The organism is Pseudoclavibacter sp. CFCC 11306, from assembly GCF_008831235.1.
Lineage (GTDB): Bacteria > Actinomycetota > Actinomycetes > Actinomycetales > Microbacteriaceae > Pseudoclavibacter_A.
Window position 1 is genome coordinate 781,436 of record NZ_WBKF01000001.1, and the last position, 21,083, is coordinate 802,518.

Sequence of the window (21,083 nt, forward strand, 5' to 3'; positions counted from 1 at the left end):
GCGCCCTGGCCCCCGCTCAGGCTCGTGGCACGACCGTCTGCAAGCCGATCGCGCCGCCACGAGACAGGCCGCGAGGCAAGGCACGACGCTCTGTTACGAAGCACTCAGGTAGTGCTCGTCGGTCTCGGCGACCGCAGCGCGGATCGCGCGTTCGAGCGCCTCGGGCAGCGGCTCGCCGGTCTGCAGCTGCTCGTGAGCGGCCTGGCGTGCCTGCTCGATGATCTTGGCGTCGCGAGTGACCTGCAGTGCGCGCAGCTGCGAGCGAGAGCCAGACTGTGTGGCGCCCAGCACGTCGCCTTCTCGTCGCAGACTGAGGTCGAGCTCGGCGAGCTCGAACCCGTCTGTCGTGTTCGCGACCGCATCGATGCGCGCCCGCGTCGGTGTGCCCTCGGCGGCCGTCGTGACGAAGAGCGCCAATGACGGATGCTCGCCTCGGCCGACACGGCCACGCAGCTGGTGCAGCTGGGCCACGCCGAAGCGGTCGGCGTCGAAGACGACCATCGCGCTGGCGTTCGGCACGTTCACGCCGACTTCGATCACCGTCGTGGCCACCAGCACGTCGAGGCGACGCTCGACGTAGTCGCGCATGACCTGTTCGCGTTCTTCGACCTTCATTCGGCCGTGCAGCGCGGCGACGCGCAGGTGCCTGGTCGCCGGGTGCTCCGCCAGCACGTGCAGCACGCGATCGACGCTCCAGCGCGGGGTCGGAGCCTGGGACGCCCCGACCGCGGTGCTGGATGCCCCGACTGCCTCCGCCGCACCGGATTCGGCGTCGTCGATGAGGGGCGCGACGATGTAGCCCTGTCTGCCCTTTTCGACTTCTTCGGCCAGACGCTGCCAGACGCGCTCGATCCAGGCCGGCTTCTCGGCGAGCGGCACGACGAAGCTGGCCACCGGGCGGCGCCCGGCCGGCAGCTCGTGCAGCGACGAGATGTCGAGGTCGCCGAAGACGGTCATGGCGACCGTGCGCGGAATCGGCGTGGCAGTGAGCATCAGCACATGTGGATGATGCACGCCCTTGGCCTTCAACGCCTCGCGCTGCTCGACGCCGAAGCGATGCTGCTCGTCGACGACGACCAGCGCGAGATTCTCGAACTGCGTGGTGTCGCTCAGCAGCGCGTGCGTGCCGACGATCAGTCGTGAGCGGCCAGAGGCCACTGCCAGAGCCACATGACGACGTTGGGCCGTGGGCAGACTGCCGGTGATCAGCTGCGGCATCAGTCGCTGCCAGAGCTCATGCCCGAGCATGCCGTGCAGGCTCGCCAGATGCTGAGTGGCGAGCACTTCGGTGGGCGCGATGAGCACCGCCTGCCCGGCGCCGTCAGCCGCCTGCAGCATGGCCCGCAGTGCGACGAGGGTCTTGCCCGAGCCCACCTCGCCCTGCAGCAGCCGATTCATGGGCGATCCCTGTGACAGCTCTGCGCTGATGGTCTCGCCGACGGCCCGCTGACCGGCGGTGAGATCGAACGGCAGGCGGCGGTCGAGCTCGTCGAGCATGCCGCCCGGCACGTGCGGAAACGTCTCGGCATGCTGTGCTTCGAGCTCGGCGCGCTGACGCAGCAGTGCGGTCTGCAGCACATAGGCCTCTTCGAAGCGCGCTGAGCGCAGCCCGACGCGCAGCTGCGCATCGTCTTTCGGTCGGTGCACCGCTTCGAATGCGGCGCGTCGGTCGAGCAGACGATGTCGGCGCCGCACGGCCTCGGGCAGCAGCTCGGGCAGATCTGCGAGACCGTCGAGCACGATGCCGATGCTGTTCGCGGTCTTCCAGCTGGGCAGGGTCGACGTGGCGGGATAGATCGGCAGCGGCTGACGTGCCCACGCGTCGGCCTGGTCGTCGGCGGCTTCGTCGACGACTGGTGCGTCTGAGGCGTCTTCGACGTCGCGATCAGCCGTGCCCCGCCGGCGATCCTTGCCATCGGCCGGTTCGGCGGCGAACAGCTCGTAGTCGGGGTGCGCGAGCTGCAGTGACCCGCGGTATTCTCCGATGCGCCCGGAGAACACGCCGCGCGCACCGGGCTGCAGCTCGGCGGCGCGCCATGGCTGGTTGAAGAAGGTCAGGGTGAGATAGCCCTGACCGTCGGTGATTCGCGCCTCAGTGATCTTGCCGTGGCGTGCCCGCATCTCACGTTCGCGCGTTTCGACCACCTCGGCCACGATGGTGACCTGCTCGCTGGGGTGCAGAAACCGAATCGGGGTGAGCTCTCCGCGATGCGCATACCGACGCGGAAAGAGGCTCAGCAGATCGCCGACGGTGCGCACCTCGTATGCACGCGTGAGTGCTCGCGCGGTCTTCGCGCCGAGTACCCGCTCAAGCGGGGTCTCGAGCGCATCTGCAGGCATGCTCTCAGTGTAGAGGCACGCTGTGACACTCGCCGTGGCACAATGACCGCATGACTCGTCTGATCGCCGGCGTCGCCGGAGGCCTCTCTCTCGCGACTCCGGATTCGCGCACCCGCCCCACCACAGGTCGTACCAGAGAGGCGCTCTTCTCGCGTCTCGACGCGAGGCTCGATTTCACCGACCTGCGCGTGCTCGACCTCTACGCCGGGTCTGCGGCGCTGGGCCTCGAAGCGATCTCACGCGGAGCCGAAGAGCTCGTCGTCGTCGAGGCGGGCCGCACCGCCGCATCCGTCGCCCGCCGCAACGCACAGACAGTCGGCGACGCGCTCGACCAGGCCTCGGCGCGACCGGCCCGCATCACCGTGGTCGAGCAGCGAGTGCAGAGCTGGCTGTCAGGTGCACCGGCCGCACACTTCGATCTCGTCTTCGTAGACCCGCCCTACGACGTCAGCACCGCCGCGCTCGAGACGCTGCTCGTCGACCTGCTGCCGGCGCTCTCGCCGCTGGCCGACGTCGTGGTCGAACGCAGCTCGCGAACGCCCGATCTGCGCTGGCCTGCCGGGTATGTCGGGCAGCCGCCACGCCGCTATGGCGAGACGGTGCTGTGGTTCGGCGAGTCCGAGGATGCACGGGTAGGCTGACAGGGTGTCTGCCCGTCGAGAGAACCCGTCCGTTGCCGCTTGCGAACGTTCAGCCGTGCGCGGCGCACCGACAGTGACCGACGCTCGCTCTCGTCGTCGGCGCTTGATGACTGCGCTGGCGTCGATCGGCGCAGTCGCTGCGCTCGCGCCCGCGCTGAGCGGATGCACCGGTACCGTTCCGATGGAGCCTGCGCCCAAAGCCGATGACCCGGCATGCGCAGAGATCATCGTTCGTCTGCCTCCAACGCTGGGCGAGCAGCAGAAGCGCCGCACCAATGCGCAGGCGACCGGGGCTTGGGGCAAGCCGGCGACGATTCTGCTGACCTGCGGGGTCGTCGAGCCAGAGGTCAGCAGCCAGAGCTGTGTGACCGTGAACGACGTCGACTGGCTCGTCGACGACACAGACGACCCGACCTACCGGTTCACCACCTATGGCCGCAGCCCGGCCACTGAACTGGTCATCGACTCGACTGCGGTGTCAGGCAACAGCGTGCTCGCCGAAATCTCGCCGGCGGTGCAGCGCATTCCTGCGACGAAGCGCTGCCACTGAGGTCTCAGCGCAGCGGCTCGTGTTCGAGCGCCTGATCGATGAGATCGGTGATCAGATCTCCGTAATCGAGGCCAGATGCGTGCCACAGCTGGGGGAACATCGAGATCGGAGTGAACCCCGGGATGGTGTTCACCTCGTTGACCACGACCCCGTCAGAGGTCAGGAACACGTCGACACGACACAGACCATGGCAGTCCAGAGCCTCGAACGCCGCTTTGGCGACTCGACGCAGCTCGGCGAGCTCGGCGTCGGTGACGTCTGCCGGGCACACCGTACGTGCCGGGCTGTCGGCCAGGTACTTGGCCTCGAAGTCGTAGAACCCCTCGCCTGAGACGACGATCTCGCCGGCCACCGCGCTGACGCGGGTGCCGGAGCCGTGCAGTGAGCCCAGCACGCCCAGTTCGATCTCGCGACCGGTGACCCCTGCTTCGATCAGCGCTTTGTCGTCTTCGGCGAACGCGATCTCAAGCGCCGCATCCAGCTCGGTGTCGCTGGTCACCTTCGAGACGCCGACGCTCGAGCCCGCACGGGCAGGCTTGACGAAGAGCGGCAGGCCGAGCCCGGCCGCTCGACCGTGCACCTCGGCAGGTGCGACGCGAAATTCGTCGGGGCGCACTGTCACGTAGCGGCCGACGTCGATGCCGGCGGCCTCGAGCACGATCTTCGTGTACTCCTTGTCTGTGCCGACGGCAGATGCGAGCACCCCCGACCCGACATAGGGCAGATCGGCCATCGCGAGCAGCCCCTGAATCGTGCCGTCTTCGCCGAACGGGCCATGCAGCAGCGGCAGCACCACATCGATCTCGCCGAGGTCGGTGACGGTGCCGTCATGGGCGATGGCACGCAGATGGTGATCCTCTGTGCCGCTGGGCCAGATCACGGTCGTGTCAGAAGGGGCCAGTTCGGGCAGCCGGCCGTCGACGAGCTGAAAACGCTCGGCGTCGTCGGACTGCAGCACGAAACGCCCTGAGGCAGTGATGCCCACCGGCACCACGTCGAAGCGCTCGCGGTCGATCGCACCGAGCACGCCGCCTGCCGTCGCGACGCTGATCGCATGTTCGCTCGAGCGACCGCCGAACACGACCGCGACTCTCTGCTTCGTCATCGGATCTTGTCTCCTCCGGCCGTGGCATCGGCCAGGGCCTCTTCGTTGCGGGGTGTGATGTGCACGGTGAGGTCGGCCGGGTTCATGCGCCCGTCGAGCACCTGGGCCACTTGGCTGACGATCGGCATCTCGACGCCGTGCTCACGGGCCAGATCGAGCACGGGCCGCACAGATCCGATGCCTTCGGCCGTCTGCTGCATGCGATGCACGACTTCGTCGAGCGGATGCCCTTGGCCGAGCAGACGCCCGGCGGTGTGGTTGCGTGACAGCGGCGACTCGCAGGTGGCGATCAGATCGCCGAGTCCGGCGAGCCCGACCAACGTCTCAGGTCGACCGCCGAAGGCCACGGCGAACCGACTGATCTCTTCGAGCCCGCGGGTGATGATCGCGGCCTTCGTGTTCTCGCCGTACCCGACGCCCGCGACGATGCCGACGGCCAGCGCGATCAGGTTCTTCAGCACCCCGCCGTACTCCGTGCCGACCACATCGTCATTGGCGAATGCCGAGAAATACGGATTCGTGACGTGCTGCGCGACCCACTCCGCCAAGGCCAGATCGGTCGACGCCACGGCCGCGGCCGCCGGCTGCTCCGAGGCGATCTCACCGGCGATGTTGGGGCCGCTCAGCACGCCGAGCCGTGCGATGTCCCAGTCGATCTCGTTGACGAGCACCTCGCTCATCCGCAGCATGGTGCCGCGTTCCAGCCCTTTGATCAGGCTGACCAGCACGGCGTCACTGGGCAGGTGCTCTCCGACCGCCGAGAGGCTCGCCCGCAGCTGCTGCGAGGGCACTGAGAGAAAGACCAGGGCGCTTCGTGACAGTGCGGCAGACGGATCAGTCGTCGCGTGCAGCGTCTCGGGCAGCGTCACATCGGGAAGGTACTGCTCGTTGCGGTGCTGCTCGTTGATCTGCGCAGCGACCTCGTTGCGCCGGGCGAGCACTGTGGTCTCGCAGCCCGCGTCAGCGAGCACCTTCGCGAAAGTGGTGCCCCAGGAACCGGCGCCGACGACCGCTGCGCGGATCACTTGACGTCTCCGGCGGGCTCGATCGGTTTGGGCCCACGCAGGGTCTCGACTTCGGCGGTGATCGCAGCCATGACATCCGCCGTCGCCTCGGCGAACTCGGCACCGGTGCGCAGGTTCGCGAAGCGCTCCGCGGGAATCGGTTCGCCGATCTGCACGGTGAAGTGTTTGCGGGGAAAGATGTGCAGCCCTTTGCCATACGGCGGCAGGATCTCTTGAGCGCCCCACTGCCCCACCGGCACGATCGGCACGTTCGCCTCTTGGGCCAGGCGCACCGCACCACTCTTGCCCTTCATCGGCCAGAGGTCGGGGTCACGCGTCAGCGTGCCCTCCGGGTAGATCTGCACGGTCTGTCCTTTCGCCAGCCACTTGGCCGCCGATTCGACCGACGCACCTCCGTGGCCGTGACGGTCGACGGGGATCTGACCGGAGTCGCTCAGCACCCAGCCGACGATCGGCAGTTTGAACAGCGAGGCCTTCGCCATGAAATGCGGCATGCGACGCGCCTCCCAGACGAAGCGGATCATCAGCAGCGGGTCGAGCTTGGTCACGTGGTTCGCAACGAGGATGTACGGCCCATCGGGCAGACGGTCGAGTCCGCGGAACTCACAGCGCGCAAGGATCTTCGACACCGGCACGATGATCAGCGCCACGACGTACGCGATCAGGGGGTACTCGGTCTTGCGCCGTCGTTTTCTCGTCATGACCTCGCCGGTAGTGTCTTCGGGCGCCAAGCGGCGCGTTTGTCCTCGAAGCGGCTGATCGCCTCTTCGTCTCGCAGGGTCAACGAGATGTCGTCGAGACCTTCGAGCAGCCTCCATCGTACGTCGTCGTCGATGCCGAACGAGAACTCCTCATCGCCGACGCGCAGCGTGCGGGCGACAAGGTCGACCGTCGCCTCAAGCCCTGGGTCTTCGTCGATCAGCGCCCAGACCCGTTCGGTGTCCGCCTCGCTGAGCACTCCGGCGACCAGCCCTTGTTTCCCTGCGTTGCCACGGAAGATGTCGCCGAATCGCGGTGAGAAGACGGCGCGGAATCCATAGTCGTGCAGCGCCCAGACGGCATGTTCGCGCGACGAACCGGTGGCGAAGTCCGGGCCGGCGACCAGAATGCGCGCCGGTGCGAACGCGGGGTCGTTCAGCATGAAGTCCGGGTTCTGCCGCCAGCGGTGGAACAGCGCGTCTTCGAAGCCGGTCTTGGTCACACGTTTCAGATAGACCGCAGGCAGAATCTGGTCGGTGTCGACGTTCGACAGCTTGAGCGGCGCGACGACGGCGGTCAGCGTGGTGAACTTCTCCATGTCAGCGCACCTCCAACGGCAGCAGCCGGGTCTGTGGTTCAGGCATCGGTCGTGCGCTCTCCGGATGCTCGCCGAGCGGAGCGAAGTGCCTGCTGCGCCGCAGCTGCTCGTTCGAGATGCCCAGATCGCTCGGTGACGACAGCGTGCCGCGAACAGCGGTGGCGGCGGCGACCAGAGGCGACACCAAATGAGTGCGCCCGCCCTTGCCCTGTCGGCCTTCGAAGTTGCGGTTCGACGTCGACGCCGCCCGCTGCCCGGGTGAGAGCTGGTCGGGGTTCATACCCAGACACATCGAGCAGCCTGCGAAGCGCCACTCGGCACCGAACGATGTGAAGATGCGGTCGAGCCCCTCGGCCTCTGCCTGCATGCGCACTCGTGCCGATCCCGGCACGACCATCACGCGCAGCCCCTCGGCCTTGCGCCGTCCGTCCATCACCGAGGCGGCCTGTCTCAGGTCTTCGATTCGCCCGTTGGTGCATGAGCCGATGAACACAGTGTCGACCGCGATGTCGCGCATCGGGGTGCCGGCTTGGAGCCCCATGTACTCGATCGCACGGCGAGCTTCGCGCTGGTCGTTCTCGTCGTCGTAGGATGCCGGATCGGGCACCGATGACGACAGCGCCACGCCCTGGCCGGGGTTCGTTCCCCACGTCACGAAGGGCTCGAGCGTGTCGACGTCGATGTCGACCTCACGGTCGAAGACGGCTTCGGGATCGCTGTGCAGCGTGCTCCAGTAGGCGACTGCGTCGTCCCACTCCTGCCCCTGAGGAGCGTGCGGGCGTCCTTTGACATAGGCGAAGGTGGTCTCGTCGGGAGCGACCATGCCGGCTCGGGCCCCGGCTTCGATCGACATGTTGCAGATCGTCATGCGACCCTCCATCGACAGCGCCCGGATGGCTGACCCGCGGTACTCGAGGATATAGCCCTGGCCTCCGCCGGTGCCGATCTTCGCGATGACGGCGAGGATGATGTCCTTGGGCGTCACTCCGGGCCGAAGCCTGCCTTCGACGTTGATCGCCATCGTCTTGAACCGCTTGAGCGGCAGCGTCTGCGTCGCCAGCACGTGCTCGACCTCGCTGGTGCCGATGCCCAGCCCGATGGCGCCGAACGCGCCATGCGTCGAGGTGTGCGAATCGCCACAGACCACGGTGATGCCGGGCATGGTGAGCCCGAGCTGTGGGCCGACGACGTGCACGATGCCCTGGTCGTCGTCGCCGAGCTGATGCAGTCGCACGCCGAACTCTTTGACGTTCTTGCGCAGCGTGTCGATCTGCACGCGACTGACCGGATCGGCGATCGGGCGGTCGATATCGATCGTCGGTGTGTTGTGGTCTTCGGTTGCGATGGTCAGATCAGGCCGACGCACAGGACGACCAGCCTGGCGCAGGCCGTCGAACGCCTGCGGACTCGTCACCTCGTGCAGCAGATGCAGGTCGATGTAGAGCAGGTCTGGTGCCCCGTTCTCACCCGCTGTGACGACGTGGGCGTCCCAGATCTTCTCGGCCAGTGTGCGAGGGCGAGATGCTGAGTGCTGTGTCTCTGACATGTTGGTCATACTCTTCTCCATTCGGCTTCAGACCACGGTGAGACTCCGCGACGAGTGGATCTGTCAGAACTCGATCTCGTCGCGGCACCCAAGAAGAAGCCGCTGGAACTGCATGGCCGAGATTTTACCACGCAGGTCGGCGGCAGCCTGCGTCCGCCTGCGGGAGGAAGCTCAGAGACGCACGCCCGGCATCGGCCCTCGTTCCCCGCTTCGCCGTGCGTCTCGACGAGCTTTCATCAGGCTCGCCACGGTGGCGGTGACCATCGACACCAAGATGACAGAGAGTGACGTCCATGTGCTGATCTCAGGGGCCCAAGTGATCGGCTGACCGCCGTTGACGAACGACAGCTCGTTCACGTGCATCGCGTGGAAGACGAGCTTCACGCCGATGAACGCCAGGATGAATGCGATGCCGTACTTGAGGTACTCCAGCTTCTCGAGGAGTCCGCCGAGCAGGAAGTACAGCTGGCGCAGGCCCATCAGGGCGAAGACGTTGGTGGCGAAGACCAAGAAGGCGTTCTGTGTGATGCCGAAGATCGCGGGAATCGAGTCGAGTGCGAAGAGAAGATCAGTGCTGCCGATCGCCAGGAAGACGATGACCATCGGCGTCCAGAAGCGCTTGCCGTCAATGGTCGTGCGCAGCTTGGAGCCATCGAACTCGTCGGTAATGGCCACACGCTTGCGAAGCGTGCGAATGAGCAGGTTGTCTTCCTGCCCCTCGTTGTCGTTCTCCTTGCCGAACGCTTGCTTCCATGCGGTGTAGACGAGGTACGCGCCGAAGAGGTAGAAGACGAAGCTGAAGCTCTCGATCAGCTGCGCGCCGAGCAGAATGAACACGCCACGCAGCACCAGCGCCACGATGATGCCCACCATGAGCACCTCCTGCTGGTACTTCTTCGGCACACCGAAGCGAGACATGATGATCACGAAGACGAAGAGGTTGTCGATGCTCAGCGAATACTCAGTGAGCCAGCCGGCGATGAACTCGCTGCCGTGCTGGGCATCGCCGATGACGAACAGCGTGCCGGCGAAGATCAGCGCCAGCAGCACATAGAAGCCAACCCAGAGGCTCGCCTCTTTCATCGATGGCACGTGTGGTCGTTTGACGACCAACAGCAGATCGGCTACCAGAATCAGCAGCATGACGATCGTCGAGCCGATTTCGAACGAGACGGGCAAAACGGGTTCCATAGACGGAGGTTTCCTCTCGAGGCCGGTCAGATGCACCGACCGATGGTGCACTGGTATGGCCGAAAGTCTCTCCCACGTCGCTCGGACGCCCGCCGGCCGGTCAGATGATGGCATCTGGCGTATTGACGACCAAACGATATCGGGATACTCCCCTTCGCAGGTGGCAACTCTAGCATGTCTCGCCGAGAGCCACAGCGGTATAGTCGGCAGCGTCGCGTTAACCCCACTAGACCTTGTCAGAGGAGAGCACCATGACGACGATCGCTCAGAATCTCATCGACACCCTTGAACAGAACGGTGTCTCACGAATCTACGGAGTCGCAGGTGACTCCCTCAACGGCATCACCGATGCCATCCGCACCAGCGACAGCATCGACTGGGTGCAGGTGCGTCACGAGGAGTCAGCGGCCTTCGCCGCAGGCGCGGAGTCACAGCTGACCGGAGAGATCGCCGTCTGCGCCGGCTCGTGTGGCCCGGGCAACCTGCACTTGATCAACGGACTCTTCGACGCCAACCGCTCTCGCACTCCAGTGCTCGCCATCGCGGCGCATATCCCCAGCGAAGAGGTCGGCACCGGCTACTTCCAAGAGACCCACCCGCAGGATCTCTTCCGCGAGTGCAGCGTCTACGCCGAGCTGGTCTCGAACGCGAAGCAGATGCCTCGACTGCTCGAGATCGCCATGCGCACGGCGATCGAGCGTCGTGGTGTCGCCGTTCTCGTCATCCCCGGAGACGTCGCACTCACCGAAGCTCTCGACAGCCGTGTGACGAAGATCACACCGACGCATCCCGTGGTGCGCCCCAGCGACGACGAGCTGCAGAATCTCGCGAACGTGCTCAACGGAGCCGACAAAGTGACCATCCTGGCCGGTGCCGGCGTTCAGGGCTCGCATGACGAGCTGGTGCAGATCGCAGACACGCTCGGCGCGCCGGTCGTGCACGCGCTGAGAGGCAAGGAGTTCGTCGAGTACGACAACCCCTTCAGCGTCGGCATGACCGGGCTGCTCGGCTTCGCGTCAGGGTATCGGGCCATTGATGCGGCTGACGTGCTGCTCATGCTGGGCACCGATTTTCCGTACCCACAGTTCTACCCCGAGGATGCGACGGTCATCCAGGTCGACATTCGTGGTGAGCAGCTCGGGCATCGCACACCGCTCGACATCGGTCTGGTCGGCGATGTCGGCGACACTGTGCGGGCTCTGCTGCCTCTGCTTGACCGCAAGCAGAACCGCGAGCATGTCAAAGACGCGCTCAAACACTACAAGTCGACTCGCGCGAAGCTCGACGAACTCGCGACCCCGGGCCGCCGCGATCACGGCCCGCTGCATCCGCAGTACGTCGCGAAAGTCGTCGACGAACTCGCGTCAGACGACGCCGTGTTCCTGGCCGACGTCGGCTCTCCTGTGGTTTGGGCCGCACGCTATCTGACTATGAACGGCCACCGCCGTCTGCTCGGCTCGTTCACGCACGGGTCGATGGCCAACTCTGTGCCACAGGCGATCGGCGCGCAGATGGCGTACCCCGATCGCCAGGTCGTCACGTTCAGCGGTGACGGCGGACTCACCATGATGCTCGGCGACCTGCTGACGCTGACGCAGTCGAAGCTGCCGGTCAAGATGGTCGTCTTCAACAACTCGTCGCTCAACTTCGTCGAGCTTGAGATGAAGGCCGCTGGCTTCGTGAACTACGGCACCGGCCTGGAGAACCCGAACTTCGCCGACCTCGCCAATGGCGCCGGCATCTTCGGCCAGCGCGTCGAGCGTCCGAGCGAGCTCAAGCCCGCCCTTGAGGCGGCATTCGCCCACGACGGGCCTGCGCTGATCGACGTGGTCACCAACCGGCAGGAGCTCTCAATGCCTCCGACGGTGAAGGCGGAGCAGATGAAGGGCTTCGCGCTGTACGCCATCCGCACGGTGATGTCAGGACGCGGCGACGAGCTGCTCGACCTCGCGCAGACCAACTGGCGTCAGCTGTTCTGACGCACTGAGACGGCGACGCGCCGGCGATTCTCTTTGGTGCATGACGAAGGGGCTCGCCCCGGAATGAAGATTCCGAGGCGAGCCCCTTCTGTGTCTACAGACTGAACTGTGTCTGCAGACTGACGAGGCACACCTGCTGCCGCAGGCCCGACCCGTCAGCAGCGATCAGTGACCGCCGTCGAAGTTGGCCTCGTCGAACGGATCCTTGCCGCTCAGCACCTTCTTGACCTGCTCGTGATCGATCTCTTTCGTCCAGGTGCCGACGAGCACGGTCGCGATCGCGTTGCCCGCGAAGTTCGTCAGAGCGCGAGCCTCAGACATGAAGCGGTCGATGCCGACGACGATGCTGACGCCGTTGACCAAGTCGGGACGAGCCGCCTGCAGGCCGCCGGCCAGCGTGGCGATGCCGGCGCCGCTGACGCCCGCAGCTCCCTTCGAGGCGATCATCATGAACAGCAGCAGACCGATCTGCTCCTGAATCGACATCGGGTTGCCCATGGCGTCAGCGATGAACAGCGACGACATCGTCAGGTAGATGGCCGTGCCGTCCAGGTTGAAGGAGTAGCCGGTCGGCACGGTGATGCCGACGACCGCTTTGTCGACGCCCAGGTGCTCCATCTTGCCGATCAGACGCGGCAGCGCGCTCTCTGATGACGAGGTGGCCAGAATCAGCAGGAACTCCTTGCCCAGGTACTTCAGGAACGAGAAGACGTTCACCCGTGCGACGAGCCAGAGGATCGCTCCCAGAATGACGAAGACGAACAGCGCACAGGTGACGTAGAAGCCCACCATGACCGAGACCAGACTGCCGAGACCACCCCAGCCGGTCGCTCCGATCAGGGCGGCCAGACCGCCGAACGCACCGATCGGCGCCACCCACATGATCATGCTCAGAATGCGGAAGACCACTTTCTGAATCGCACCGATGGCCTTGAGAATGGGTTCGGCGGCCGACCCCATGCCCTGCAGGGCGAACCCGGTGAGCAGCGCGACGAACAGCCCGGGCAGCACGTTGCCGCTGGCGAACGGCTCGACGAGGCTCGCCGGAATGATGCTCAGTATGAAGTCTGTGAGATTGGTTGCCTCACCGCTGGCACCGGGGATCTTGGCCGGGTTGGCAAGCAGCTCGGAGACGTCCAGGCCGGTGCCCGGCTTGATGATGTTGCCCACCACGAGACCGATCGCGAGGGCGACGACTGACATGATGATGAAATACCCGAGGGCCAGCCCGCCGATCTTGCCGACGGTGGCGGCTTTGGCGATCGAACCGATGCCGAGCACGATCGTGCAGAAGATGATCGGAACGATCATCATCTTGATCAGCGAGACGAACCCGGTGGCCAGCGGCTTCATCGCCACGGCGGCATGCGGCGCCACGAACCCGAACACGATGCCCAGGACCGCTGCGACGATCACCAGCACGTAGAGCCACGTAGTCTTCGGCTTTTTCTGTTTGGGCCGGTCGACGCCGCCCTTGGACTTGTCAATCTGTGTGTTCATGACTGATCGCTCTTTCACTCTTCCCCATTGAAGCGACGCACGATCGCGGTGACCGTGTGCTGACGTCGGTGGTCAGGCCAACGACGAACGTATACACGATACACCTGTCGAGCACCTGTGCCGACTGCTACTGCAATGCCGATGTCAGACGACAGATGTTGTCGGCCATGCGCTTGTACCACGGGCGAGTGCTCCACTCGGCCAGAGTCAGCTGAACGCTGCTGCTGCGATAGAGTCGCGCGATGCCGCCCAGCACGTTCGCCGTGGCTTCGCCGTAGAGCAGCACGGTGACCTCCATGTTCAGCGTGAACGAACGCATGTCCATGTTGCTCGACCCGAGAGCCGAGACCTGATCGTCGACGATGACGTACTTCGTGTGCAGCAGCGCCGGCGACCGATAGCGCCAGATGCGCACTCCCATTCGCAGCAGCTGTTCGTAGTAGGAGCACTGCGCATGATGCACGAGAAACTGGTCTGCCATCTCTGAGACATAGAGGTCGACGTTGATTCCTCGTGCGCGAATGTTCGACATGGCGTACAGCATGGCGTCGTTGGGCACGAAGTAGGGGCTGACGATCTCGACGCTGTGGCGAGCGTGATAGAGCAGAGCCAGAAACATCTGCAGATTCGACTCGCTGGCGTAGCCCGGCCCGCTGGGAACCACCTGACACTGCACCGGCCCGCGCAGCTCGTGGACGTTGCGGGCGAAACGCCTCTGAAGCGACTCCTCGATGATCTCTTCGCCGACCTCGATGAACCAGTCGGTCGCGAATACCGCGTCGAGCTCGGCGACCACCGGCCCCTCGAAACGGGCCATCAGGTCGATCCAGCGCATCCCCCGTCTGATCGCCTTCGGTTTGTGGTAGCTGGGGTGCACCAGGTTGAGCGACCCGGTGAAGCCCACCTCGCCGTCGACGGTGACGATCTTTCGATGGTTGCGCAGGTCGGGCCGCTGCATGTGCCCTCGCATCGGTTTGAACGGCAGCGTGTAAGCCCACGTCGCGCCGATGGCATCGAGCTCGCGCCGGGTCTGGGCGAAGCCGCGGGTGCGGCGTGAGGCCCAATAGTCGATGAGGATGCGTACGGTCACGCCGCGCTGCACGGCTCGTCGCAGCGCGGCGAAGAACGGCGCGGTCGTCTCGTCGTAGGCGAGGATGTAGAACTGCACGTGCACCCGTTGCTGCGCACGGTCGATCTCTGCGATCATCGCGTCATACGACTCAAGGGTCTCGTGCATGATGTGCACCTGATTGCCGCCGACGAGCGGCATGCCTCCCAGCCGCTGGTTGAGATCGATGACTTCGACGAACCAGTCAGGCGCATTGCCCAGAGCCGTCTCGACGTGCAGCGTCGGCGACTTGCCGTTGATGCGCAGGGCGGCCTCACGCTGCTTCTCGCGGCGCTGCTTCGGCAGGTGGTTCGTGCCGATGGCCAGAAAGAGCAGAAAGCCGATCAGAGGAAAGAACGTGACCGTCATCAGCCATGCAGTGCCCGATGCGGGGGTGCGGTTGCGCGGCACGATGAACAGCGCCACGAGTCGCAGGGCCAGGTCGATGACGATCAGGATGCCAAGCACCCAAGTGAGCACGGTCGGGAATTCCACGAGCAGGCGCTCAGGGCTTCAGACGGTTCGACGCCTCGGTGTGGTGATGGATCACTTCGGCGATGATGAAGTTGAGAAACTTCTCGGCGAACTCCGGGTCAAGGTTGGAGTCGACGGCGAGCGCTTTCAACCGCGCGATCTGCTGATGCTCGCGGTCGCTGTCAGTCGCCGGCAGGCCGTGTCGCGCTTTGAGCACGCCGACCTCTTTGGTGCATTTGAAACGTTCGGCCAGAATGTGAATCAGCGCGGCGTCGAAGTTGTCGATGCTCTCTCTGATCTCGCTCAGTCGCGCCGGAATCTGTTGTTCGTGTTGCACCATGTCTCCATCCTAGTTAACGCGCAGTTGATACGATCAGCAGGCCAGTGCAGTTCTATTGGGAAGGCTGGATCACGATGTCGAAGAGCAAGAAGGCCGAGAAGGCTGCCGAAGAGGCCTTTGAGAAGGCTGCGAAGGCAGTGAAAGAGGCTCGCCGCCTCGCCGACAAGGCCGGCAAAAAGGCCAAGAAGCAGGCCAAACAGCTGGAGTCGACGCTCGAGAAGCTCGCCAAACGCGCACAGGAGCGCCTGGTGGAGCGTTCGACGGTCACGACCCCTGAGGTGGCCGTACCGAAGGCTCCGAAGAAGGCCGAAGCTGCGGACAAAGCGGCGAAGCCCGCTCAGAAGGGCGCGTCGAAGTCGAAGGCAGCCGCCGCGAAGCGACCTGCTCAGTCTGATCTCAGCGCGAAGACGGTCGTCGAGCTGCGCGTGCTTGCCCGCAAGCGCGGTCTGAGCGGCTACTCTCGTCTGACCAAGGCCGATCTGATCGCACTGCTGCAGCACTGATCGCGGCAGCAGCACGGCATCCGCCATTTCTGGCGCGGGTGCGTCTGCAAGGCCACCCGGGCACGCCCACCGGCGCCCGGGTGGCCTTGCCGTTTAACGCCGAAGTCGTCGCCGTGAGAGCCAGTTGCCCAGCCCCTGCACCACCTGCACGATGATCACAATGATCACGACGGTCGTCCAGGTGATCACGGGGTTCGCCTGTCGGTACCCGTACTGGATCGCATAGTTCCCGAGGCCGCCGGCCCCCACGACGCCGGCCACCGCAGACATGTCGATGATCGCAACGAAGGCGAAGGTGTAACCGAGGATCAGAGCGCCCAGCCCCTCGGGGATCAGCACTTGGAAGATGATGCGCGGCAGGCCGGCCCCCATCGCCCGGGCAGCTTCGATCACACCGGGGTTGACGGTGACCAGGTTCTGCTCGACCAGACGCGCGATGCCGAAGGTCGCCGCGAGCACCATGGTGAACGTCGCCGCCTGGATGCCGATGCCGATGCCCACGACCGAGCGGGCGAGCGGCTGCACCGCGGCGATGAAGATGACGAATGGAATCGGGCGGAAGAAGTTCACCAGCACGTTGATGACCTGAAACACGAACCGGTTGGCCAGCAGGTTGCCTTTGCGTGTCAGGTACAGCACGAGGCCGAGCACCAGGCCGAAGACGCCGCCGAGCCCGACGGCGATGACGACCATGTAGAGCGTCTCGCCGGTCGCCGCGATGAGATCTGGAATGGTCTGGTTCCAGTCGATGGGCTTCATGTCAGGCAACCTCTTCGATGTTGGCGTCGTCGACGGCAGCGGCGATGAATTCGGCGACCACCGGCGTCGAGCCGGTGACCTCATAGAGCAGGTAGCCGAAGCCGCGGCCCTGGATCGTGCTGACCCCGCCGTAGATCAGCTCGAGATCGAGGCCATCTCGGTCTGCTGCAGCGTGTTCGAGACCCTTCTGAGCGGTGTCGCCGTCGAGCACCCGTACGCTGAGCAGGCGGCCGGGGTGCAGAGCGCGGAGCTCCTGCATCTCGGCCTCGGGCGGGGTCGGGCTCACCAGGGTGCGCACGAATCTGCGCGTGACGTTCTGCTTCGGGTTCGAGAACGTGTCATAGACCTCGCCCTGCTCGACGACGCGCCCGTGCTCCATCACGACCACGTGGTCGGCAATGCTGCGCACGACGTCCATCTCATGCGTGATGATGACGATCGTGACGCCGAACTCGCGGTTGACCCGGCTCAGCAGGGCGAGCACCTCTTGGGTCGTCTCGGGGTCGAGCGCGCTGGTCGCCTCGTCGGCGAGCAGGATGCGGGGTGAGGTCGCGAGCGCACGGGCGATGCCGACGCGCTGCTTCTGCCCGCCGGAGAGCTGCTCGGGATAGTTGCGGCTGCGATCGCTCAGACCGACGAAGTCGAGCAGCTCCTGGACCCGTGCCCGACGTTCGCCACGATCACGCCCGGCGACTCGCAGCGGAAACTCCACGTTCTTCGCGACGGTCTTCGATTCGAGCAGGTTGAACTGCTGGAAGATCATGCCGATGTCGAGCCGGGCCCGTCTGAGATCTCGCTCGCTCAGTGCCGTGATCTCGCGCCCGTCGACCACGATACGGCCCGACGTGGCCGGTTCGAGCGCGTTGATCAGGCGAGCGAGCGTGCTCTTGCCGGCGCCGGAGTAGCCGATGACGGCGGTGATGCTGCCCTCTTCGACCTCGAGACTCACGTCGTCGACGGCCTGAATCGGTTCGGCGCCACGCTTCGGCGCCGGGTAGGCCTTCGACACCCCGTTCAGAGTGATCAGTGCCATGCTTGCTGTCCTTCCGGCATTTGGGGTCTCCTCCCGAGATACCCGATGTGCAGTGTGCTCCGGGCGCACCCGTCGTTCGGGAGTCGCTGAGCTCGGAAAGACCGGAAGGCCGGAACCGAGTTCCGCCCCTCCGGTCTTCGCCGACTGGTGCAGATCAGGCCTTGTTCGTGATCTGATCCTGCGTGGTCTTGAGCAGATCCTGCAGTTCGGGTGCCGAGGTGGTCAGCGGCGTCGCGGTGTTGCCGGATGCCTCCTGCAGTGCAGCCTGCACGTCGGTGTTCTCCTGGAAGATCCTCACGAGCTTCAGGTAGGTCTCGTTGTCTTTGTCTTCGGCACGGGAGACGAAGATGTTGATGTACGGTTTGGCGCTCTCGGCGTCTGGCTTCGACTGCGCGAGGGGCTCTTTGCCGACGAGATCGGCGTTCTTCAAGAAGTCGTTGTTGACGACCGCTCCGTCGAGATCCTGCAGACCGTTCGCCGTCTGGTCTGCGGAGAGTTCGGTCACTTTCACCTTGGACGCGTCGGTGTCGACATCGCGCGTATCGGTGACGGCAGTCCACTCCCCTTTCAACTTGATCAAGCCTGCATCGACCAGCACGCCCAAAGCACGAGCACGGTTGGTCTCGTCGTTCGGCACAGCGACAGTGCCGCCTTCTGGGATCTGGTCGATGCTTTCGTGCGTCTTCGAGTAGAGCCCGAGCGGGTAGATCGCCGTCGCGCCGATCGGTGTCAGGTCTTGGTCGTTCTTCACGTTGTAGTTGGCCAGGTAGATGATGTGCTGGAACTCGTTGAGGTCGAGCTCTTTCTCAGCGAGTGCCGGGTTCGGCTGGGTGTACTCGGTGAAGTCGACGATGTCGACGTGGATGCCTTCGCTGCTGGCTGCCTTCTCGAAGGCCGCCCACTGCGGGTCGCTCTTGCCGACCACGCCGATCTTCACCGGGTTCGACTCGCTGCCCTTCGCAGCATCCGAGCCGCCCGCGCAGCCGGTGAGCAGAGCTCCGACCAAGGGAATGGTCACGGCCAGTCCGAACAGTTTCTTCTTCGAGATTCTCAAGGTGCTGCCTTTCATCGTGAATACAACCCCTCAAGTGTGGCGGGCGGTCTGGAGGGGTCAAAATTCCGGTGACGATTTGTGAAACAATTCGTCACCGTGCGGGCAGTCGCGCGTGCCCTTTCGTCTGGCTGACGACCGTCTTATCCTTGGATGAGCACTTGAAGCGAAGGATTCTGCATGTCACCAGTCGAGACTCTCCCCCCAGACGAGGTTGAGAGAATTCGCAACGATTTTCCCCTGCTCGAGCGACGCATCGGCGATCACCAGCTGATCTATCTCGACTCGGGCGCCACAGCGCAGCGGCCGATCAGCGTGCTCGACGCCGTGCAGGAGTTCGATGAGATGCGCAATGCCGCAGTGCATCGTGGGGCGCACACTCTCGCCGGCGAGGCCACCGAGCTCTTCGAAGAGGCGCGGCACAAGGTTGCGTCGTTCGTCGGTGCAGACGACGACGAGATCGCATGGACGAAGAACGCCACAGAGGCGTTGAACGCCGTCGCCTACGGGTTCGTCAATGCCACGGCGGGTCGCGGAGGCGAGGCCGCGCAGCGGTTCATGCTGCGGCCCGGTGACGAGATCGTCGTCACTGAGATGGAGCATCATGCCAATCTGGTGCCTTGGCAGGAGGTGGCCGCGCACACCGGCGCCACGCTGCGCTACATCCCGTTGTCAGACAACGGCACGCTCGACATGGATGCAGCCGAGGGCCTGATCGGAGAGCACACCCGGGTGCTGGCGTTCACTCACGTCTCCAACGTGCTCGGCACCATCAACCAGGTCGGCCGCCTCGTCGAGCTGGCACAGGCCGCCGGCGCCTACACCGTGCTCGACGCCTGCCAGTCGGCGCCGCACCTTCCCCTCGATCTGCACGCACTCGGCGTCGACTTCGCCGCCTTCAGCGGGCACAAGATGCTCGGGCCGACAGGAGTCGGCGCGCTGTACGGTCGCAGCGAGCTGCTCAACGCGCTGCCGCCGTTCATCACCGGCGGGTCGATGATCACGACGGTGACCATGGAGCACACCGATTTCATGCCTGCGCCCACCCGCTTCGAAGCGGGAACGCAGATGGTCGCCCAAGCCGTCGGCTTCGGTGCCGCCGCTGACTACCTGTCGCACATCGGTCTCGACCGCATCGCCGCGCATGAGCATGCGCTCGGTCAGCGTCTCGCCGAAGGCGTCTCGCAGATTCCGGGCGTGCGTCTGCTCGGTCCTGCCGCCGGCATCGACCGTGCAGGCATGGTGTCGGTCGATGTCGACGGTGTGCACGCACACGATGTCGGGCAGTTCCTCGACGATCGCGGGATCGCCGTTCGCGTGGGCCATCACTGCGCCCAGCCGGTGCATCGACGCTACGGCGTCACCGCCTCCACGCGGGCGAGCGTCTACCTGTACACCACCGAGGCCGAAGTCGACGCCTTCCTCAACGGGCTCTCAGACGTTCGCGGTTTCTTCGGAGCAGACCGTTGAGCGGCCTGCAGGATCTCTACCAGACCGTCATCATCGAAGAGTCGCGGGAGCGCCGAGGAGACGGCACATATGCCGACGGCACTTGGACGGGGCATTCCCACCAGGTCAACCCCACATGCGGTGACGAGATCACACTCGGCGTGCGGTTAGACGCCGACGACCGCATCGAGTCGATCGGCTGGCAGGGTGACGGCTGCTCCATCTCGATGGCGAGCGCATCGCTGCTGACCGATCTGCTGCAGGGCAAGTCGCGCGCCGAGGCCCTCGAGCTGATCGGCGAGTTCCGCGACGTCATGCACTCTCGTGGTCAGCGTGAACCGGATGTCGAGCGTTTCGGAGACGCGGTCGCTCTCGGCGGCGTCAGCCGCTATGTGATGCGTGTGAAGTGCGCGATGCTCAGCTGGGTCGCGTTGGAGGACGCCCTGCGCAAGTCGGAGCACTGAGATGGATGCGGACGCGATCATTCGCATCGTCTATCTGATCGGCATCAGCTCGTTCGCAGTCAGCGGCGTGCTCGCTGCTGCGCGTGCGCACCTCGACTTCTTCGGTGCGCTGCTGGTCGGGCTGCTCTGCGCCGTCGGTGGCGGCACGCTCCGTGAGACGCTGCTCGGCAACACTCCGGTCTACTGGATGCACGATCCCGTCATTCTGGCCACGGTGCTCTCCGTCGCCATCGCGGCGTTCGTCCTCGTCCGCTTCGTCGTCATTCCCCGCTGGCTGCTCGAACTGACCGACATCGCCGGTCTGGCGATCGTGTCGGTCATCGGGGCCAAGGCCGCGATCGCGGCGGATGCGACGCCGCTGGCCGTCTTCATCCTGGCTGTGCTCACCGGAGTGACGGGCGAGATCATCCGAGATCTGCTGGTCGCGCAGTCTCCCCCGACGCTGCTCGTGCGAGAGATCTACGCCGCCGCCTCGTTCGCCGGTGCGGTCATGTACTGGGTGCTGCACGTGGCTGGCGTCGGAGACCTCACTGCGACGGTGGTCGCCGTGCTGACCATCGCCACGATCCGTGTGCTCGCGATCTGGCGTGGCTGGCACCTGCCCAAGGCACGCCTGCGCGTGCAGCCGAACTCCGGTATCGCCGACGAGCTCTGACGCAGAGAGGCGGGGGGGGGGGGGGGGGGGCGGCGGAGGGGGGGCGGCGGAGGGGGGGGGGGGGGGGGGGGGA

At 65.2% G+C, this 21,083-nt stretch carries 20 protein-coding genes; 7 read left to right on the forward strand and 13 right to left on the reverse strand.

Annotation, left to right across the window (positions count from 1 at the left end):
- Positions 1-93: 93 nt before the first annotated feature.
- Positions 94-2,340 carry an ATP-dependent DNA helicase RecG gene (locus F8O09_RS03430; RefSeq protein WP_158053939.1) on the reverse strand — a complete coding sequence of 749 codons (2,247 nt, stop codon included), beginning with the start codon at positions 2,338-2,340 and terminating at the stop codon, positions 94-96.
- Between the two features lie 50 nt (positions 2,341-2,390).
- Here F8O09_RS03430 and F8O09_RS03435 point away from each other — a divergent pair, with 50 nt between their 5' ends.
- Positions 2,391-2,981 carry an RsmD family RNA methyltransferase gene (locus F8O09_RS03435; RefSeq protein ID WP_158053940.1) on the forward strand — a complete coding sequence of 197 codons (591 nt, stop codon included), beginning with the start codon at positions 2,391-2,393 and terminating at the stop codon, positions 2,979-2,981.
- Positions 2,982-3,087: 106 nt separating this feature from the next.
- Positions 3,088-3,531: a DUF3515 family protein gene (locus F8O09_RS03440; protein ID WP_158031000.1), complete on the forward strand. Its 444-nt coding sequence runs from the start codon at positions 3,088-3,090 to the stop codon at positions 3,529-3,531.
- 4 nt (positions 3,532-3,535) lie between these two features.
- Here the strand turns inward: F8O09_RS03440 and F8O09_RS03445 are convergent, their stop codons facing one another.
- The 6 genes from F8O09_RS03445 to F8O09_RS03470 all read right to left on the reverse strand — a co-directional run bounded on the left by F8O09_RS03445 (position 3,536) and on the right by F8O09_RS03470 (position 9,695).
- Positions 3,536-4,636 carry a D-alanine--D-alanine ligase family protein gene (locus F8O09_RS03445; RefSeq protein WP_158053941.1) on the reverse strand — a complete coding sequence of 367 codons (1,101 nt, stop codon included), beginning with the start codon at positions 4,634-4,636 and terminating at the stop codon, positions 3,536-3,538.
- Positions 4,633-5,661, reverse strand: coding sequence for an NAD(P)H-dependent glycerol-3-phosphate dehydrogenase (locus tag F8O09_RS03450; protein ID WP_158053942.1), 1,029 nt, complete (start codon positions 5,659-5,661; stop codon positions 4,633-4,635). Before F8O09_RS03450 ends, F8O09_RS03445 begins: the two co-directional genes overlap by 4 nt.
- The gene (locus F8O09_RS03455) at positions 5,658-6,362 is read right to left on the reverse strand and encodes a lysophospholipid acyltransferase family protein (protein ID WP_192497538.1); all 705 of its coding nucleotides are present in this window, start codon (positions 6,360-6,362) and stop codon (positions 5,658-5,660) included. Before F8O09_RS03455 ends, F8O09_RS03450 begins: the two co-directional genes overlap by 4 nt.
- A complete protein-coding gene (leuD, locus tag F8O09_RS03460) occupies positions 6,359-6,958 on the reverse strand; it encodes a 3-isopropylmalate dehydratase small subunit (RefSeq protein ID WP_158042492.1) in 600 nt (199 codons plus the stop codon). Before leuD ends, F8O09_RS03455 begins: the two co-directional genes overlap by 4 nt.
- Position 6,959: 1 nt before the next feature.
- Complete coding sequence (gene leuC / locus F8O09_RS03465; RefSeq protein ID WP_158053944.1) at positions 6,960-8,504, reverse strand: 3-isopropylmalate dehydratase large subunit; 1,545 nt, start codon at positions 8,502-8,504, stop codon at positions 6,960-6,962.
- Positions 8,505-8,675: 171 nt separating this feature from the next.
- Positions 8,676-9,695, reverse strand: coding sequence for a TerC/Alx family metal homeostasis membrane protein (locus tag F8O09_RS03470; protein ID WP_158030995.1), 1,020 nt, complete (start codon positions 9,693-9,695; stop codon positions 8,676-8,678).
- Positions 9,696-9,946: 251 nt separating this feature from the next.
- Between F8O09_RS03470 and poxB the strand changes: the two genes are divergently transcribed.
- Positions 9,947-11,674: a ubiquinone-dependent pyruvate dehydrogenase gene (poxB, locus tag F8O09_RS03475; RefSeq protein WP_158053945.1), complete on the forward strand. Its 1,728-nt coding sequence runs from the start codon at positions 9,947-9,949 to the stop codon at positions 11,672-11,674.
- A 165-nt stretch (positions 11,675-11,839) separates the two neighbouring features.
- Here the strand turns inward: poxB and F8O09_RS03480 are convergent, their stop codons facing one another.
- From F8O09_RS03480 to F8O09_RS03490, 3 genes are all read right to left on the reverse strand, one after another.
- Positions 11,840-13,174 (reverse strand): cation:dicarboxylate symporter family transporter, encoded by a 1,335-nt coding sequence (locus tag F8O09_RS03480; RefSeq protein WP_158030993.1) that lies wholly within the window; start codon positions 13,172-13,174, stop codon positions 11,840-11,842.
- 127 nt (positions 13,175-13,301) lie between these two features.
- Positions 13,302-14,777, reverse strand: coding sequence for a cardiolipin synthase (gene cls, locus F8O09_RS03485; protein WP_225732842.1), 1,476 nt, complete (start codon positions 14,775-14,777; stop codon positions 13,302-13,304).
- Positions 14,778-14,787: 10 nt separating this feature from the next.
- Complete coding sequence (locus F8O09_RS03490) at positions 14,788-15,096, reverse strand: chorismate mutase (protein ID WP_158038320.1); 309 nt, start codon at positions 15,094-15,096, stop codon at positions 14,788-14,790.
- A gap of 44 nt (positions 15,097-15,140) precedes the next feature.
- On the opposite strand from F8O09_RS03490, the gene F8O09_RS03495 reads away from it, so the two are divergent.
- Positions 15,141-15,599: a Rho termination factor N-terminal domain-containing protein gene (locus F8O09_RS03495; protein ID WP_158053946.1), complete on the forward strand. Its 459-nt coding sequence runs from the start codon at positions 15,141-15,143 to the stop codon at positions 15,597-15,599.
- 93 nt (positions 15,600-15,692) lie between these two features.
- On the opposite strand, the gene F8O09_RS03500 is transcribed toward F8O09_RS03495, so the two are convergent.
- The 3 genes from F8O09_RS03500 to F8O09_RS03510 all read right to left on the reverse strand — a co-directional run bounded on the left by F8O09_RS03500 (position 15,693) and on the right by F8O09_RS03510 (position 18,445).
- Complete coding sequence (locus F8O09_RS03500) at positions 15,693-16,358, reverse strand: methionine ABC transporter permease (RefSeq protein WP_158053947.1); 666 nt, start codon at positions 16,356-16,358, stop codon at positions 15,693-15,695.
- A gap of 1 nt (position 16,359) precedes the next feature.
- Complete coding sequence (locus F8O09_RS03505; RefSeq protein ID WP_158053948.1) at positions 16,360-17,391, reverse strand: methionine ABC transporter ATP-binding protein; 1,032 nt, start codon at positions 17,389-17,391, stop codon at positions 16,360-16,362.
- A 154-nt stretch (positions 17,392-17,545) separates the two neighbouring features.
- Positions 17,546-18,445 carry a MetQ/NlpA family ABC transporter substrate-binding protein gene (locus F8O09_RS03510; protein WP_225732843.1) on the reverse strand — a complete coding sequence of 300 codons (900 nt, stop codon included), beginning with the start codon at positions 18,443-18,445 and terminating at the stop codon, positions 17,546-17,548.
- A 177-nt stretch (positions 18,446-18,622) separates the two neighbouring features.
- Between F8O09_RS03510 and F8O09_RS03515 the strand changes: the two genes are divergently transcribed.
- Genes F8O09_RS03515 through F8O09_RS03525 form a run of 3 tightly spaced genes read left to right on the forward strand, consistent with a single transcriptional unit; the run spans position 18,623 to position 21,010 of the window.
- On the forward strand, positions 18,623-19,912 hold the full coding sequence (locus F8O09_RS03515) for an aminotransferase class V-fold PLP-dependent enzyme (RefSeq protein WP_158053949.1): 1,290 nt from the start codon (positions 18,623-18,625) through the stop codon (positions 19,910-19,912).
- Entirely contained in the window at positions 19,909-20,355 is a 447-nt protein-coding gene (gene sufU, locus F8O09_RS03520; protein WP_158030986.1) for a Fe-S cluster assembly sulfur transfer protein SufU, read from the forward strand. The genes F8O09_RS03515 and sufU overlap by 4 nt, the downstream gene beginning before the upstream one ends.
- A 1-nt stretch (position 20,356) precedes the next feature.
- Positions 20,357-21,010, forward strand: coding sequence for a trimeric intracellular cation channel family protein (locus F8O09_RS03525; RefSeq protein WP_158053950.1), 654 nt, complete (start codon positions 20,357-20,359; stop codon positions 21,008-21,010).
- Positions 21,011-21,083 lie beyond the last annotated feature (73 nt).